The organism is Yersinia sp. J1 (genome assembly GCF_050586585.1).
GTDB lineage: Bacteria > Pseudomonadota > Gammaproteobacteria > Enterobacterales > Enterobacteriaceae > Yersinia > Yersinia entomophaga.
This window is the reverse complement of the sequence record NZ_JBOBDP010000017.1, coordinates 1-16,277: the sequence shown is the minus strand read 5'-3', so window position 1 is coordinate 16,277 and position 16,277 is coordinate 1. Positions and strand designations below refer to the sequence as shown.

Below are 16,277 nucleotides of genomic sequence, written 5' to 3'. Positions count from 1 at the left end.
AACCGCATGACCTCCGACAAATCGGGATAATTGAGACCTATCACTAATATTATCTGATGGCGAACACCGCGTAGCGAACAGAGAGGAGGGGACTAAATTCTGTTTTTGGCGAAAATAAGCGTCAAATGATACTTTTTTCGCCGGGTTTTGGGTTGTCTGAATTGTATTAAAACTGCCGTCACAGCCGTGACTATCGCCGGACAGTGGAATAAAAACGTTCCCGCTGCCTAAACATCGAGTGATCTACTGTCTGTATTATTCAATTCTGACTCGGAAATAATATATTGGATTAGCTGATGTAAATTAGTTATTTTCTGAGATGTCAATAATTCGGGTTTTAACTCAATATTATAATCTTTTTGTATATTGAATTGAAACTCTACAAAATCGAGGCTATCAAAGCCAAGTTGCCTGAAATCAGCATTCGGAGTAATTTGATCTTCCTCCAGATCTTTCATGGTAAGAATCCAATCTTTCATCGTTTCAAAAACCTGATTTTCATTAAACATAGCTTGTCCTTTTAATGGTTTATAATTTAAGTGTTATTATTTAGACTGAATTTGAATTCCTATATCTGACTGCATAACAAATTGTCCATTGATAATGACTTTAAGTTGAAATAAAGAAGAAATAATATTTTGAGAAGAGCTAATCATAATCGGTTGACATAATCTAAATCGAATGCTGAGAGAGGAATCCAGGCCTGATATTTTCACTTTAAAGAAGTCGGGTGCAACCAAAACCCTATGGGTGGTTTGTAATACTCTCAGTTCAGCGAATAGATCGCTTTGCTGCTTTATTTGTGGGTTATTAAGTAAATGGCAAATGTTAACAAACAGAAATTCACTCTGCGAAAAACGAGTGAAAACAAGAGAGTCCATAAAAAGCCACGCAGAGTCGAAATAGGGGTATGTGGTTTCGAATAATGCTTTTTTCTCCTCATATAGCGAGTGTTCAATGAGAACATCTTCTGGGGAATATTCTGTGATTTTCTCCATGGGATGCGTTTTATACCGGCTGCCCGTAATAGCTTCACAAGATCTATCTTCAGAGAATAAGAGAAAGTAATCACGCTGATTTTTCTTTTTTATTGCCAATTCATAATGAAGTTTTTGTAATACCGGTGAACGGAATAAAGTTTTTATCGCAACCCAATCTTGGTTCGGTTGTATATCATCTAGACTTAAACGATGTTGGATATGCATTAAAGCTAACATTCCATGGGCGACAATATTCGCAGAACCCATTGCCTGAGCGTGAGATAAGCTAAAGTGAATAGGATTATAGTCACCTGAATAATCGGCCCAGTCTGCAATAGCTTGTTCATCGAAGTAGAGCTTCATATCAACGGAACCTCTCAATGACTAGCACGGCATTGGCCCCGCCAAAACCGAAACTTAGGTTTAGTGTTGTATCCACGGGACTGTTCTTTTTATGCGTCAGCGGTAAGTAATTCAGATCGCATAAGGGATCGGGCTCGATTAAATTGACTGTGGCTGGCAATATCTCGGTTTCAATCGCTTTCAGGCAGATAATTGACTCAAAGCTACCTGCGGCTGAAATCAAATGGCCTGAGTAACCTTTCGTACTGGAAATAGGGATATCGTAAGCGGCCTGTTTAAATACGGCTTTAATCGTATTGGATTCATTGAGGTCATTTAGCTGTGTTGAGGTTCCGTGGGCATTAATATAGTTAATCTCGGTTGGCGATCGACCAGCTTGCTGTAATGCAAATAACATTGAATCAATTCGTGCTTGCATGTCTGTAGCCGGGGAGGTGTAATCCGTGGCATCGGAAAAATTGCCGTAACCCGTAATTTCGCCGAGAATTTTAGCCCCACGGTTTTGAGCATGTTCCAATTCTTCCAGGCAAAGCACTGCTGCCCCTTCGGCCAGTACAAAACCCGAACGACGACGATCAAATGGGCAGCAGGCACGACGAATATCGCTCTGCTCTCTGCTAAGCGCATTCAGTGCATCAATATTCCAAATATTTGTTTCATGACGTAATGTTTCTGAACCGCCAGCGAGCATCATTTGAGCGCGTCCCTGGCGGATTGCTTCATAGGCTTCGCCTATTGCAATAGAACCAGTGGCGCAGGCTGCACTTATCGTATTTTGATAACCCCGCATATTCCACATTAACGTACAGGCCGCGGTGGCAATACTGGGCATTGAGATCAGCGTGCCTAATGGATTACCAAAGCCCGTATCACGATAACTATCGCGTAGAATATATGCTTCATCTAACCCGCCCCAACCGGTGCCAATGATGGCTCCGCATTCGCGAGCCGCGTAGTATTCGGCTATGGCTTCAGGTTGTTTAAACGCCATAAGAATTGCTTCATAGGCTGCAACCAATGCATTTTTGGCAAAAACAGGCAGTGCGCGGGAAATACGTTTAGGAATAAAACCATAGCGTTCATTATATTCAGGTAAAAATGCAAAGAATTTAGCTTTAATTAACGGATTCTTAAATGCGTAGGGTTTATAGCCTAAATTCCCGTTCATAATAGATGACCATACGGTTGCGCTATTTTCCCCCAAAGAAGTTAAAGCCCCATAACCGGTTACCACTACTCTCCTTTTGTTCATGCCAATACCTCTAATTAATATATTAGGCGGAAATGGATATATGCCTTGAAATAATCAAGGCATAAAATAACCACTATCGGTTGCTAATAACCACATCTTGATTATTTATTGTACGAAGGGAGAATTGATGCAGATTACCAAAGTTATCAATAATATCAACAGATACCTGGCCATTAATAATAATGTTCTGGTTGTTCCTATTATTGTAATAGTTAATTGCACGAATATCGCCATGTCCATGACGTAAATTAACTAATGCAGAAGAGTTATCGGATCTTATCTCATTAACACGAAGGCTTGTTCTATTTCTAGCCATCCAGCCGCTGGTATAACGGCCCGAATCGAAGAATATCCTCAAGTTATTACGTAAAGTAGTATTACCAGAATTAAACGCTGTATCCGAATGGACCCTGACTCCTGAAGGTAATGTCCAATAATACACATCGACCTGCGCCCAATGCCCTTTAGAATCACTACGTGAATGGCCAATATCAACATCTCTATTTAGCGCAGAGGCGAGAATTCTTAATGGTGGCACGGGAAGGAGAGAAATAGAGCTCGAAAAAACCATACCATCAGCATTAAAACTAGTCGTAATAACCCGGCGTTGAAGTTGATTATTGGCGTCACGGAACTGGATAGTCACTGCAGCCATAAATATTCTTGTTTCTACCCGTTGATTTGATCGCAAATACCGGAATATACGCGTGGCACCTGCGAAAGGTTCGGGGCCAGATCGTTCGGTATTATTATCGATTTCTCTATCCATCTCTTCGTACGAAAGTCCTCTTATACCTTGCGAATAGCCGTTGGGAGCCTGATCAACATCCCAACCGACTGGCAGGTTGTCCCGATTAATTTCGCGAACGGTGACGCTCCTTTTTTCTTCATCATTGAGATCGACATTATTCCAACCGCTCCCGCTGAATTCCTGTTTTTGAATCGTGATCAAAACTGGCATTTGTTGACGACCGTTAGCATAAAACTGATTACTGCCGGGTAAAGTGATCGTAAACTGACTAATATTCACATTATTCATTTTAAACCCCGATATTAATCTTTGAAAACTGAGAAGCCATAAAATGGCGGTGAGATTTCCTTTATCATGTCGATTTTAACTCTGTCCGTTAATTTTTGGTCGGCATTGAATACTTGATGCTCAATAAAATTACTGAACTGACTATCTGACTCAAAAAAATACTGATTAGCGCTAGGGTAATTTTCAAAATAAACTTTAACTGCTAACTGCAGCATTTTTGCAAACTCTATATTTTCATAATTGAATCTGCTTTTATCTAATACGCAGATCTCAGCGAAGCCTTCTTCCGGGGTGGTTCCTCCAAACCAAATAGAAATAAATCTATGATCTATTTTAGGTATGAAATAATATCCATCCCCATCAGTTGAAAAATTATCATTAAAAAATACTTCTTCTCTGAAGTGTGAAGGATAAACAAATTCAATAATAATTTTATCGCCATTGACCATTATCGGGACGCATTCTCTACCACTAGATAAAGCATGCACCTGTCCATGCCAATTAGAGTTATCGGCTGCTCTGAAAATGGAATTAATAATGTTCTTATCAATAAATCTCATAGATACTCCTGATAATAAATTAAATATAAGCCTATATTATAAAAATACAGGCTGACTGGATAAGCTAATCATGCATAAATAAAAATGATGCCAATAATCAATATGGAGATATAAAAATAGAATATCTAGGTGCTGCATTGTTTTAGCTTGGGAGATAACAAATTAAACTTATATAGAATAAACCTCTTCAATAGCCGAAGCTCGGATTCGGCCTACGTGGTTATCAAATTCAGTATAATATTCATGTGCGCTGGCCAGCGATCCTTGCATAGTATCAATTGCGGGTAAAAACGGATTACTTCGTACTTCGGCATTTAAATTACTCGATGAAGAAGGTGAGGTTGTTGCCAGGTCGTGTGAAGTATTGGCAATATCGAAAATTGTAAGAGGGATAGAAGCGACGCCTGCTACGGTTCCTACGACTCTAGCGAATAATCCTAATGAACTATCGTAATTAGCTAATGCTTTTAAACCTTCGAAAAGTCCCATGCGGGCGGCAACTGAAGTAGATGAAATTCCTGAAAATGTGATGCGTTCGGCACCGCTACCTGTGGAGAAAAGAATGGTAGGCGAACGAGCGGTCTGGTAGGTGCTTCGCACCGTTGCTCCCGCTGAACCTAAGCCAGAAACAAAAGATAGCACGCCAAATGTTAGCGATGCGATGCTTAGGCGTTGTATTGTGTCACTTCGATCCCATCCGGCACGAGCATCGACTTCTTCCATTGCCGCCGCTGCAATTGCCAGGGTGCTGCTGACTATTCCTAATGCGCCGCCAGTCACGCCAAGAACCGTGGCTACGGTTGCCCCTGCTGCCGCAAAGCCGACCAAAGCATAACCAAAAGTCAGAACGGTAAGTGCAGTACCGATGCCAATTAATAGCCAGGTTAGCCATCTCGGCATTTGAATCAGTCCACTGGGATCTCTGAAATTGATGGGATCGCCGTTGCAATAACCGTAACTATTAATACCTGCTGCACTGAATGGACTTAATGGGTCAGGTGAAAGGAAAATCATTAGCTCCGGACTATAAACTCTTCGTCCATTGCCCAAATGATAGAGTTGAGTCATTGGATCCAGCTTTTCGCCATTGAACGCCGGGCGACTCTGCTCTAGCAATGAAATATCCAGATTATCTGAATCAATTATCGCCATGCCGTAAGGGGAATAATGGGTCTGTTTAATATCATTACTCTGCCCGAGAGCCCCTCGAATACTGGCGGCGCTGTCGCTAATATATAATTCAGTGCCTTGAGTACTGGTCGTGCGCGCCAGCACATTTTCTTCCTGCCTGACAAAACGAGACGTGTTATTTCCCTGGCTGGCGCCAATAATTCTATTCTCGCTATAATGGAATGCTACTGTCGTATTAGCGTTGGCGCTTTGTTTTATTTGACGCCCCTCAGCGTCATAGTGATAGCGAGAAATATGACTTTCATTTTTAGTAACATTAATTAAACGCTCTAGTTCATCATAATGATAATTTCTTTTACCATCGCTGAGTAAATTACCGGAAGCATCATAGTTTAGGTGTAGTACTTTTGATGGATTGGTATGGCGTATTTCAGTTAGCTGAGTGGGGTCGCGTCCCTGAAAACTACGGGTAGAAATATCCTCAGTACCATCTGTAAATTGGCTGATAACCTGCGTTATATTATTTAACGCGTCATAGGTAAAGGCCTGATATTGAAGACTACGCCCATTTTGATCTTTAGAATATTCAGGGCCGCTGCATGAATAGGTGATTAATCTGCGGTAGGCATCATAAAGGTAAGTCTCACCAATAATAGCGATACCTTGGGCGTTTGTGAGCATCTTGGAAGCAATCAGGCCATTTTGGTGATAGGTGGTAGTTATGGTTTGTAGCAATGCGCCATTGTGTTCGATACGTCGGATAGATTCTCGCCCAGCCTCGTCATAAGTCACCCCCGTTATAACATTGCCCTGCTGAGCAGAGGTATCCACGCGGCTAATTCGACTAAAACGGTCATAATGTGTTGTAAGATGTACCGAACCTACGCTGGCTTTTTCAATTCGACCTGCGGTGTCATAACTGCGCATTTCTTTATCTCGCAGAGCCGAATCAGCGGTAATTAAGCGACCGGCAGGAGAATATTGATAGTTATTGGCGTGGCTTTGATTATCGAATAACTGTGTATCTTTATTGAGATGGCCGTACGTATCGAAATGTAATTCGCGCTTAAATTCGTTATTACTGGTGTGAATCAAATTGCCAGTCACTCGATCAAAATCAAATTCACTCGTCGTTACGCTGCCGAGTTTAACTTGTTCTAAAGAAAGGAGCTGCGCATTATATTGGAAATTCTGAATGATACCGCGTGGTGAACGAGCCGAATTCGGTTGAGTCGAACCATTAAGATATGACCAGGTTGATTCTCCTGCGTTGCCTCTGGATTGTTTCGTTAATCTGCCAACGCCATCATAGGCGCGGCTACCAACTAAGATCCCATCTACTTTTATCGCGGTTTTAAGTGCTTCAATTGAATGAGAAACAAATTCGGTTTCGATTACTTTCGCTGAGGTTGCATCGGCAGGTATGTAACTTTCTCGTACCAAACGGTCAAAAGCGTCATAACTGAAATGAGTTCGGTGGCCATCGATATCGACTTCAGAAATACAGCGACCAAATCCATCAAAAGTGCGGTTGAAGTGATCAACAATGCCGCCAACGCTATCAATTTGTTGGATTCGAGTGGCTTTATCGAAGGCATTAAAATAAGTTCGCGTATAGTGAGTGCCTTCTATACCTTCAGTGCGCACTCGTTGAATCGGATCGTAAGCATTCACGATTACGCTGCCGTCTGGGCGTATAGTTCTTTCTAGCTCCCCCCAACCGTCGTAAGAATAAACTGAATTTAATGCTAACTCCTGTCCGCTAATATGATCATAGGCTGTTTCTGAAATTAGCTGACCCAATCTATTGTAGGAGCGGCGGCGCAGTAATAGTTCTCCGTTACTTTTTATGACGCTGCTAGACAGATTACGGCCAAAACCGTCATAACGCGTAATATATCGCTCACCTTTTGCATCATTTATCACCATATTTGCCAGCGCGCCGGAAATGGAAAAATGATATTCATAATGCCGACGAGCTTGATTTTGTGTATTAGGCGAGGCTATTTCAGTGACGAGTTTTTCATTAATATCGTATTCAAAAACCAGCTTAACTGCGTCTTCTTTTTGAACCTCGGTCACTAGGCGGTTGATAAGAGATATCGTCCGGTTAGATGTCAAAAATGTAGCATCATACCCAACAATTTTTCGGCTTTCAGTTAAACGATCAAGGTTGGTTGTATAGCTAAATTGTGTGCGAGTCGTATGGCTATTTAAAGTTGCCGCAGATTCCTGGATTCTTCCATGCAAAGCAATATTGGAGAAGTTCTGGAGGTAGGTTAAACGGGACGTAAGATTCCCATTGGTCGCACTTGAAGCGTGCAATACATAATTGGCATTTCTACGGAAGTTGGCTATTTGTATATAAGTATGCTGGGTGACTCTTGTAGATTCATTGCCTGAAGAGGGAAATATTCTTTCTTCTCTTTTAAATCGGGTAAATAAACCGTGTGGCTCCGGTGGACATAGCCCTGCAATGCCGCCAACCGGGAAGTAATCAGATTCATAGCGAATACCAGAGGCTTCTGTCCGAGATAACTCATTACCAAAATCATCAGAGATCATTCTGATAGATTCTTCACGATTACTTGAGCTATTTCGTATTTCAAATCGCGTGAGAATTTCTTTTGGTAATTGCAGATTGGCCGGTTGATCCGTAAACATCACCCCAGTTATATCATTGTAAGTATATCGACGAATCAGCCTCCTACCCTGTTTTTCGGTCGTTTCGAGCGTTTTAAGATGGAATCGATTAAAGGTAATTTCTCTAGATTGCAGCACGCTATTGTTACTGTCGAGTATCTGCTCAGTAGTTGAGTAATTGTATTCGCTTCTGACTAAATACAGATTGTCTTGCCCTTGCGCAAACCCGCCGCTGAAGGGAAAACCGGTGAAATTATGAGTGCTAAAAGTGAACTGCCGTGTCATATCAGCAGTACCGCCATTCGCGCGATGAGTTATCTGAATGACATTAGGAATAAATGTGTTATTAGCATACGCATGCCCGTTCTCCCGATAGGTGATAACGTCTTCTCCGCCCATAGGATTGCTTAAATTGTTAATAGCAATGAGGCCATTTCTAAACGTTTGATAGCGATATGTGTAGGCCGGAAGAGTATTTGGATTAGGCGGTAAAACATTTCTGTCGATTGGGATCGTTGCTCGAGTTAAGTGGCCATTCGTATGCGAAAAATAAGTACGAGCGACCCGATTGTTATCTTTCAAACTGTCGGAAATACTGATTCTTCCAGTGTTGTATTCTATTGATAATATTTCTCTACCGCTTTCTTCATTTACTATTTTTGACAGGAAACCCATGTTGTTATATTGGAATGAAATGTGCTCGCCATTTTCAAATATTATTTGCGCTATTTTAAATGAGTCTGATGGTCGCGGTCGGCGTAAAACATCAATCATGCCGTCTTTATAAATAACATGGAGAGTATTAGCATCATGTCTTCTTACGGCTATGTCTTTCAGTTTACGATCTCTGATTCTCATATATGAATTGATGGGAGGCAGTGCATCGGTAAGGAAACTTTCGCCGCTTAATAGCCTTAAGCGAGATGTAGTGCTATCAAATTCAGTATTACTGATTGACCAACCGAGCCCATAGCCGGAGTCGGTTGTGTCCAACATAGAAAAGAAAATTTTTATATCACGACTGTTTTCTACAGGGCCTTCAGGGTAAATCGTTGCTAAACGGATAATACTACCATATTGACCAGTACGCTCATCGACATCCGCACTGAGGTAAGAGCTGAAGTTGAAGGCATTAGAATATACTTGCATATTGATTTCCTTTAAATAATTTTTGCGATGTGATTTATTTAAATACAATTAACAAAGTATTTTTGTGACATGCTTGAGTGTATTTAAACAAGCGTGATGACATTATAATTGAATGGCCGATGGGGCTATAGGATATAAAATGAAAAATTAAATTTTAATTACAGTTTAGGGTTAATTAATTTCTTCAATAAAGGAATAAAAAAGAGAATTGCGAACTTCGCCATTTTCTTCCTCTATCAAAGTCTTGAATTTTTTCTGTTGCTGAGAATTTAAAGAAGATAATTTATTATTTGACTGATGGTTATTTTTATTGAGATGCGACACTGCCTGAGAACACATTGGCAAACACATTACGCTATCAATAACCGCTTCACTGATATTGGGGAATCCGCCGGCAAAACGAACCAGATGACTAATGCCAGGATTACGCTCAACTTTTGAAGGAGTATGTATCTCTGGGTTGAAATAGATAAACATGTAGCCGGGGAATAGCGGTTCTATAACTTGCCTGATCTGCCCTGGCCGATCGGCTCGAGAACGATATGTCCGTAATATTGGGCTAAAAACCATGATATTCAAACGCTCTAAAGCTATTTGCGCATGTAGTAGATTTTTTTTTCCGGGTTTATGACAAGTGAGATACCAACGTTCCATTATTTGGCCCTCTGGCAAGAGGTTTATTAACGAAAGATGCGGTATGCCGGGCCAAGCTCCGCCAAAATCGTACCCAAAGGATAGAATTTGACAGTTTTATCTATGACGAAGCTCAAATTAATCGCCACTGCAGACTGCATCTAGACTAGATAGCATTCATAAAGTGCGAGGTATAACTATCATGAGAAATACTTTAGTAAAAGCAAATTATTTCTACAACCTAGTAAACAAACTTTTACAAAAGCTATGAATGAATCGGATTTTTCTGCAATAAAATAGCTAATTTACACTGCCTATCTCACCGTTTAATTCTGTATATATAACTTTAGAATCATATGTATCTCCTTGTTTCGGTTACTGCTATAGGGTTTGAAGCCTATGTGTGAAATTATGGCTATAATGACCATGATATTATGGTGCTGACTTAGCAAACGCATCTGTTATATTCAATTTTATGAAAGTATTCTGTATGGATAATGTTAAGTCTGGCGATAAATCTCAGAGAGTAAGTAGGCAATAAAAATCGCGATTATAAAACACTATAAAATTTATTTTTTAACAAAAAATCCGATAGGTATATTTGTACAAAAATTATATCGAAACTAAGAAGAACTCCACTTTTCCATTTAAAATAAATGATATTTTATGTTTGAAGGCTATTTCATCTAAATTATTAGCCTTATAAAAAGGCTTGTGATAAATAACGATTTAAGTTCTATTTTGTGCGTAAACCCCGGCTTCGGCCTCGCGTGGTAATGATCTGTTCGTCGTAAAAACGCTTCTTCATGGGCATGTCCTCACGTTACTGAGGAAGACATTACTAACATCACGGTGTATTCATCGCGGCGAGCAGGTCAAAATGGTGTGCGCGTCTGTTGTGAGCGAAAAGCCGATGTTTTACTTGGAAAAAATAGCATGGAGTGTCGAGATTACCCGTTGCGACTCAAGAGTTGCGGACATCGCAGTGTTCCTAGGAAAAACTTCAAGCAGATTCTAAATCTTATCGTTTGCAACCTGCGGCCAAATTCATCAAATTAAGCCAGTACGCCCCTTCAACTCTTAATTATGGAAGATAGACATGATGCATAAAACCCTTTCCTGTGCGCTGCTGCTCGTCGCGTCAGGTTCCGTGTTTGCAACGCCTCAAACAGAAAAGAAACTGAGTGGAATTGTTAATAACGTTGTTATTCCTTTGATGAAGGAACAGGCCATTCCTGGCATGGCGGTGGCGGTGATCTATCAGGGCCAACCTTACTACTTTACTTGGGGAATGGCTGATATCGCAGGCAAACAGCCTGTCACGCAGCAGACGTTATTCGAACTCGGTTCCGTGAGCAAAACCTTCACCGGCGTACTGGGTGGAGATGCCATTGCACGCGGTGAAATTAAACTGAGTGATCCAGTGAGTCAATATTGGCCAGCGCTTTCAGGGAAGCAATGGGAAGGAATTAGTTTGCTGAATTTGGCAACCTATACCGCCGGTGGTTTACCGCTTCAAGTACCTGATAACATTACCGATGAGGCGTCATTACAGAATTACTATGAAACCTGGCAGCCACAGTGGGAACCGGGCACAAAGCGTCTTTATGCAAACGCCAGTATTGGGTTGTTTGGCAAATTGGCGGTTAAACCTTCAGGTATGAGCTTTGAGCAGGCGATGAATAAACGCGTGTTCCAGCCATTGAATCTAACGCATACCTGGATACAGGTTCCTCAACGTGAAGAAAAACACTATGCGTGGGGCTATCGCGATGGGAAAGCTGTTCACGTTTCTCCTGGTATGTTGGATGCTGAAGCCTACGGCGTGAAATCCTCAATAGAGGATATGGCAAGCTGGGTGCGCGCCAACATAGCGCCGTCTGAAGTAACCGATGCCTCGCTACGAAAGGGGATTTTGCTTGCCCAGTCGCGGTACTTGCAAGTGGGCGACATGTATCAGGGGCTGGGTTGGGAAATGCTGAATTGGCCGATGAAAGCAGCAATCGCGGCCGGTGGGAGCGATAATAAAGTCGCACTCGCACCGCTAAGTGCGACAGAAATTAACCCGCCTGCTCCTGCATTAAATGCCTCATGGGTACATAAAACTGGTTCAACCGGCGGATTTGGAAGCTACGTGGCTTTCATTCCCGAGAAGAATCTTGGCATCGTGATGCTGGCGAACAAAAGTTATCCTAACCCTGCGCGTGTCGAAGCCGCTTACCGCATCCTGGAAGCTTTACAGTAAAGTAAATAGTATGGCCCGCTTTAGCGGGCCTTCTCAAATAACGGGATACTTCTAACCCTGTTGCATCACGTCTACTTAGGTGGCCAGTTTTAGTGTGCCACTCCAAATTGACCTACGGAACTACCTGCCCGCCTGTCAATATCCCATCAAAACGGCTTATTCATTTTTAAAGATATTCTGACATACTGAATATGTCTTTTGAGGCGTTCACCATACGAAAAGCCCGATTCGCTGGGCACCAGAGTATTGCCGTCCTGAAGACCGTCGAAGTCTGACGCACCGTCAAGGATGTCTGCCACTCAGCCGGAATTTCTGAGACCTCAGACTACAACGGGAAAGAAAAGCACGGTTGGGTGAAATTCTCTGATATCAAAAGAATGAAAGACCTTGAGGACGAAAGCCGTCGTCTGAAGCGGGTGTTTACCGATCTGAATCTGGAATGCCGAGCGCTTAAAAATGTCATCGAAAAAAAATTTAAAATCAGCGATAAAGCCTGATCTTGTCAACTATTTGACTGCACGGTTTAAAATGAGAATCCGCAATTTTTTCAGTAGGTTATCACTGGACAGGGCGGTGTATTGTTACCAACCTAGAATGCTCGCTGAATGAATATAACATTGAGCGAGCATCATAAAAAAAACAGCATGTTACCTGACAAGTTCTTAATGCGACATAACCCACCGCAGGGGCGCTACGTTCCTTAAAGAGCGAGCATATTCTTTATATGAAAATCGTTTTTAGGTATGTAAGGTGGGTAATTCTCAGACTCTTTATCAGAAATATCAGAAACATTGCCAAACATATCCACTTTCTTACGTTCACCTAATGAACCGTAAACGAAATATATGCCATCAAACGGTTTTATTACGTTCTTCTCGTCATGCCCAATAATCCGCCACTCTCCTGATATCTTCTTATCGAAAAGGCTATAGCTGTCTAATATCACAGGCATTGATTTTGAATCGGAGTTAAAGATCGCCCTATCATAATCATCAGGGGAGTGCGAAAAATAATCAAAAATTTCTGCTGCATGACCGACACTAACTTTTGCCACAATTTTTCCAAATCCAAATTTATCATTTGGTAGCTGGAAACAAAAAATATCACCTGATTTCAGATGCCTAAGCATAGTTCTTGGCTTCTTATCCCAACCCCAAAATTTGATGTCACTCATTAGCATTTCCTTCCTAAACAGCCAGAACCTTTTTTCTTGCTATCGTAGGCTTCTCTAAATGAATCTGCACGGGTATCCGTTCTACTATGATTGAACGAATTATATTTATTACCACGATTCGTTGAAGATACAGCCTCCCCTATAGTTCCCGTGCGCGTCTCGTATTTTTCCATATAGTATTGTTCATAGCCACGTGCTTGACCGTATTTGATATTTTCATCTATTGGCGTCATACCGGTGCTTCCACCTAACCGTCCAGTCTCTAAGTGTTCCCCTGCTCTTCGAGGTAAATCATTCGTAATACCTACATAGTAAGGGTTACCTATCGGCTTCCCGGTCGCGTCGAGTTCGTATAAGGCCAGGAGCGAACCACCTAAATCGAGCCGAGATACCAGAGCGTAAGCTATGAGAAAGCGCCACGTTTCCCGAAGGGAGAAAGGCGGTCAGGTATCCGGTAGAACGATATGGGGTCCGCTTGGAAAACGGAATCTATGGTCACTCCCGTTTTTGCAACACCGATTTTGACGATAAGTTGGTTTGCTTGAATCTATCCGGCGGCTGAATGGGATTTTATTCCCGCGCCTCGATGAGTTCCGCGCCTGATGAACCTCCAGAAATTATACGGCTTCAGTGAGCCTTTCCGTTTTACAGGTTCCTCAACAGGCCGGTGGGCCGTTTGTATCATCAATAATCAGTATCCGCAAACCAGATGAGTGATTGTTTAAACTGGTGTATTTCTCGTTATGCTTCGTAAGTTTGCTGTCGTGTCGTCAGTGCCCAGGCTATTCTGACCAGCTTGTTTGCCAGAGCACAGGTCACGACAAAGTTGCTTTTTCGACACAGTAAATCCCTGACCCAGTCGGCCAATTTACCAGACTGGTGTTCCAGTTTTTGTATGAATATCCTGGCACACTGAACCAGCAAAGTTCGGATCTTTTTGTTGCCTCGCTTGCTGATGCCCAGCAATGTCGTCCGGCCGCCGGTGCTGTACTGCCGGGGAACCAGCCCTGTTGCCGCTGCAAAATCACGACTACTGCCGTACTGCTTTCCGTCACCAATCTCAGTGGAAATGGTACTGGCCGTTAGCGTTCCGACGCAGGGAATGCTCAGTAAACGTTTCCCGACCTCATCCTCGTCCAGTTTTCGTTTCAACTGAGATTCCAGGTCTTTAATCTGTTCAACCAAGTAATGATAATGCTGTTGTAATTTCAGTAATAACTGACTGAGATATAGAGGCAGGCTACTGTCCTCAAGAATGGAGCTCAGTCGACTAATAACGGCGAGCTCCTCGCGGAACGCTGATGCCAAATTCCAGCAAAAAAGCATGCATCTGATTGGTTGTTTTTACCTTATCCTGAACCAGGGTTTCACGGACACGGTGCAGAGCCCGCATTGCCTGCTGAGATTCTGTTCGGGGCTGCACGAAACGCATCGATGGACGTGATGCAGCTTCACAGATAGCTTCTGCATCGACGAAGTCATTCTTGTTGGTCTTAACGAATGGACGGACAAATTGTGGCGATATCAGCTTTGGAAAATGTCCAAGCTCGGCCAGCTTTCGCGCCATAAAATGAGAACCTCCGCAGGCTTCCATTGCGATGGTCGTTGCCGGGCATGTCGCCAGAAATTCTATTAGCTTTAGTCTGGTAAACTTTTTACGATAAACAGCCTTTCCACGACGATCCTGGCAATGAATATGGAAAGAGTTTTTACCCAGATCGATACCAATGAGCGCAATGTTTTCCATGATGGTTCGCCGAATGAAAGCCTGTCCTCAGCATAGTACCGGGAAGGAAGGAGGGAGTGACCATCTCATTAATTATCCTACGTTTAGCGTTTTTAGCTCTAATGGTGGATTTCGCTCCGTTGAGAACAACCTCTGATCGTAAGGGATGTATGGAGTGTTCTGGCTGAGCGTTAATTTAGTACACACGATCAGCGTGGTGTACGTAATCGGTCAGTTTCGGAGCAGAAACGCTACTGCGTCGGCAGTTCAAGTAGTTACCGATACAGTGCTGGATAAGAAATAGCCTTGGCGTAGGATATTTTCCTTTCTCCAAGCGGACCCCTGATACGTAAAGGGCAACTTCAGCACCCTGCCGGAGAGCATCTATCACCGGCAGAACAATTTTTGCCGATACAGCAATGTTAATGCGACAAAACCTCGCTTCCGGCTTTATTTATTTTATATATACATCACATCTTTGGAAAGTTAGTGACTTAAAATCAATGGTTATATTCCAGTCACTTCCTTTAGAACTAAGGGAGTATATGCCATTTTCTTTAACATCAATCACCAATGGAGACGGGTTTATATTCTGCCAGTTAATTACTTCAACCTTAGATATGAATTGCGCCAGCACGTTAATTACAATTATATTGTAATCCTTACCCCACTCACCCCATTTAGCAACCACTTTATCTGGAATCTGACTTACATGAACGCTTAACATAACTTGATCAGCCATATCTAAAGATACTTGCCCAATCAACACATTACCATCAATGCCATTTGGATAAAGGGAATGTAGGAATTTACTCTCTATCAGTTCAACTATATTCATATAAGCCTCTAAAAATTATAATGCCCATGAGTCCCAGGAACATCACCTGTATTCAAGTTCTTAGCAGGCCTTACATTGAAATGTGGTTCAGCCCCATGTAAAGGTGTTGCTTTAGCATGACCTAAGCTGTGTTCCTGAATAACCACAGTTGACCCATTCCCGTCTTTAAAATGATATTGTCGAGTTTGCAAAGGAATACCATTGTTATCTCTCACATGATCACCATACCCGTCACCTAATTTAGCTCTACTAACTTCATAAGGCTGCTGGCTATTAGGTATGCCCGCATCACGTTTAGCCTGCCTGAGTGCATCTCTGCGGCTGACACCTTCGTAAGTCGTTTTCTTATTCGGCGAACATTTCGTTAAACCAAGAGGATCGATCCAACTCAGTGGATTCGGCGCATACTGATATAAATTCAACCCACCCAGTAACCCAATAGGGTCAGGCGTGATAAACCGACCGACTTCCGGTGCATAATAGCGGTAAGTATTGTAGTGTAACCCGGTTTCTTCATCCAGATATTGCCCGGCATAACGCAGCA

12 protein-coding genes and 2 pseudogenes are annotated in these 16,277 nt (G+C 42.3%); 2 read left to right on the top strand and 12 right to left on the bottom strand.

What is annotated here, in order from left to right; genetic code table 11:
• Positions 1–227 precede the first annotated feature (227 nt).
• The 7 genes from ACQ4OC_RS17010 to ACQ4OC_RS16980 form a co-directional block, all read right to left on the bottom strand.
• The gene (locus tag ACQ4OC_RS17010) at positions 228–509 is read right to left on the bottom strand and encodes an acyl carrier protein (protein ID WP_064516733.1); all 282 of its coding nucleotides are present in this window, start codon (positions 507–509) and stop codon (positions 228–230) included.
• Between the two features lie 36 nt (positions 510–545).
• The gene (locus tag ACQ4OC_RS17005) at positions 546–1,343 is read right to left on the bottom strand and encodes a MaoC/PaaZ C-terminal domain-containing protein (protein WP_430971434.1); all 798 of its coding nucleotides are present in this window, start codon (positions 1,341–1,343) and stop codon (positions 546–548) included.
• 1 nt (position 1,344) lies between these two features.
• Positions 1,345–2,595, bottom strand: coding sequence for a beta-ketoacyl-[acyl-carrier-protein] synthase family protein (locus ACQ4OC_RS17000; protein ID WP_064516737.1), 1,251 nt, complete (start codon positions 2,593–2,595; stop codon positions 1,345–1,347).
• Between the two features lie 73 nt (positions 2,596–2,668).
• Positions 2,669–3,634: a hypothetical protein gene (locus tag ACQ4OC_RS16995; RefSeq protein ID WP_064516739.1), complete on the bottom strand. Its 966-nt coding sequence runs from the start codon at positions 3,632–3,634 to the stop codon at positions 2,669–2,671.
• A 14-nt stretch (positions 3,635–3,648) separates the two neighbouring features.
• Positions 3,649–4,194: a hypothetical protein gene (locus tag ACQ4OC_RS16990; RefSeq protein WP_430971433.1), complete on the bottom strand. Its 546-nt coding sequence runs from the start codon at positions 4,192–4,194 to the stop codon at positions 3,649–3,651.
• Positions 4,195–4,362: 168 nt separating this feature from the next.
• Positions 4,363–9,117, bottom strand: a complete 4,755-nt coding sequence (locus ACQ4OC_RS16985) for an RHS repeat domain-containing protein (RefSeq protein ID WP_430971432.1) — start codon at positions 9,115–9,117, stop codon at positions 4,363–4,365.
• A 171-nt stretch (positions 9,118–9,288) separates the two neighbouring features.
• Positions 9,289–9,771, bottom strand: coding sequence for a transcription termination/antitermination NusG family protein (locus tag ACQ4OC_RS16980; protein ID WP_120806842.1), 483 nt, complete (start codon positions 9,769–9,771; stop codon positions 9,289–9,291).
• A 1,078-nt stretch (positions 9,772–10,849) separates the two neighbouring features.
• Here ACQ4OC_RS16980 and blaYRC point away from each other — a divergent pair.
• Complete coding sequence (blaYRC, locus tag ACQ4OC_RS16975) at positions 10,850–11,995, top strand: YRC family class C beta-lactamase (RefSeq protein WP_430971431.1); 1,146 nt, start codon at positions 10,850–10,852, stop codon at positions 11,993–11,995.
• A 212-nt stretch (positions 11,996–12,207) separates the two neighbouring features.
• Positions 12,208–12,586 (top strand): annotated as a pseudogene (locus ACQ4OC_RS16970) (transposase); the annotation flags it as partial.
• Positions 12,587–12,695: 109 nt separating this feature from the next.
• On the opposite strand, the gene ACQ4OC_RS16965 reads toward ACQ4OC_RS16970, so the two are convergent.
• The 5 genes and pseudogenes from ACQ4OC_RS16965 to ACQ4OC_RS16945 form a co-directional block, all read right to left on the bottom strand.
• Entirely contained in the window at positions 12,696–13,169 is a 474-nt protein-coding gene (locus ACQ4OC_RS16965) for an Imm26 family immunity protein (protein ID WP_162975231.1), read from the bottom strand.
• On the bottom strand, positions 13,169–13,402 hold the full coding sequence (locus ACQ4OC_RS16960; protein ID WP_205582784.1) for a hypothetical protein: 234 nt from the start codon (positions 13,400–13,402) through the stop codon (positions 13,169–13,171). The genes ACQ4OC_RS16965 and ACQ4OC_RS16960 overlap by 1 nt, the downstream gene beginning before the upstream one ends.
• Before the next feature lie 508 nt (positions 13,403–13,910).
• Positions 13,911–14,916 (bottom strand): annotated as a pseudogene (locus ACQ4OC_RS16955) (IS110 family transposase).
• A 433-nt stretch (positions 14,917–15,349) separates the two neighbouring features.
• Complete coding sequence (locus tag ACQ4OC_RS16950) at positions 15,350–15,733, bottom strand: hypothetical protein (RefSeq protein ID WP_120806845.1); 384 nt, start codon at positions 15,731–15,733, stop codon at positions 15,350–15,352.
• An 8-nt stretch (positions 15,734–15,741) separates the two neighbouring features.
• A partial coding sequence (locus ACQ4OC_RS16945) for an HNH/endonuclease VII fold putative polymorphic toxin (protein WP_430971430.1) occupies positions 15,742–16,277 on the bottom strand: 536 nt, incomplete at its 5' end.

Coding starts and splice junctions, on each gene's coding strand:
- ACQ4OC_RS17000 (WP_064516737.1), bottom strand. CDS start 2,595: ATGAACAAAAGGAGAGTAGTGGTAACCGGTTATGGGGCTTTAACTTCT.
- ACQ4OC_RS16995 (WP_064516739.1), bottom strand. CDS start 3,634: ATGAATAATGTGAATATTAGTCAGTTTACGATCACTTTACCCGGCAGT.
- ACQ4OC_RS16965 (WP_162975231.1), bottom strand. CDS start 13,169: ATGAGTGACATCAAATTTTGGGGTTGGGATAAGAAGCCAAGAACTATG.
- ACQ4OC_RS17010 (WP_064516733.1), bottom strand. CDS start 509: ATGTTTAATGAAAATCAGGTTTTTGAAACGATGAAAGATTGGATTCTT.
- ACQ4OC_RS16960 (WP_205582784.1), bottom strand. CDS start 13,402: ATGACGCCAATAGATGAAAATATCAAATACGGTCAAGCACGTGGCTAT.
- ACQ4OC_RS17005 (WP_430971434.1), bottom strand. CDS start 1,343: ATGAAGCTCTACTTCGATGAACAAGCTATTGCAGACTGGGCCGATTAT.
- ACQ4OC_RS16980 (WP_120806842.1), bottom strand. CDS start 9,771: ATGGAACGTTGGTATCTCACTTGTCATAAACCCGGAAAAAAAAATCTA.
- ACQ4OC_RS16990 (WP_430971433.1), bottom strand. CDS start 4,194: ATGAGATTTATTGATAAGAACATTATTAATTCCATTTTCAGAGCAGCC.
- ACQ4OC_RS16985 (WP_430971432.1), bottom strand. CDS start 9,117: ATGCAAGTATATTCTAATGCCTTCAACTTCAGCTCTTACCTCAGTGCG.
- ACQ4OC_RS16950 (WP_120806845.1), bottom strand. CDS start 15,733: ATGAATATAGTTGAACTGATAGAGAGTAAATTCCTACATTCCCTTTAT.
- blaYRC (WP_430971431.1), top strand. CDS start 10,850: ATGATGCATAAAACCCTTTCCTGTGCGCTGCTGCTCGTCGCGTCAGGT.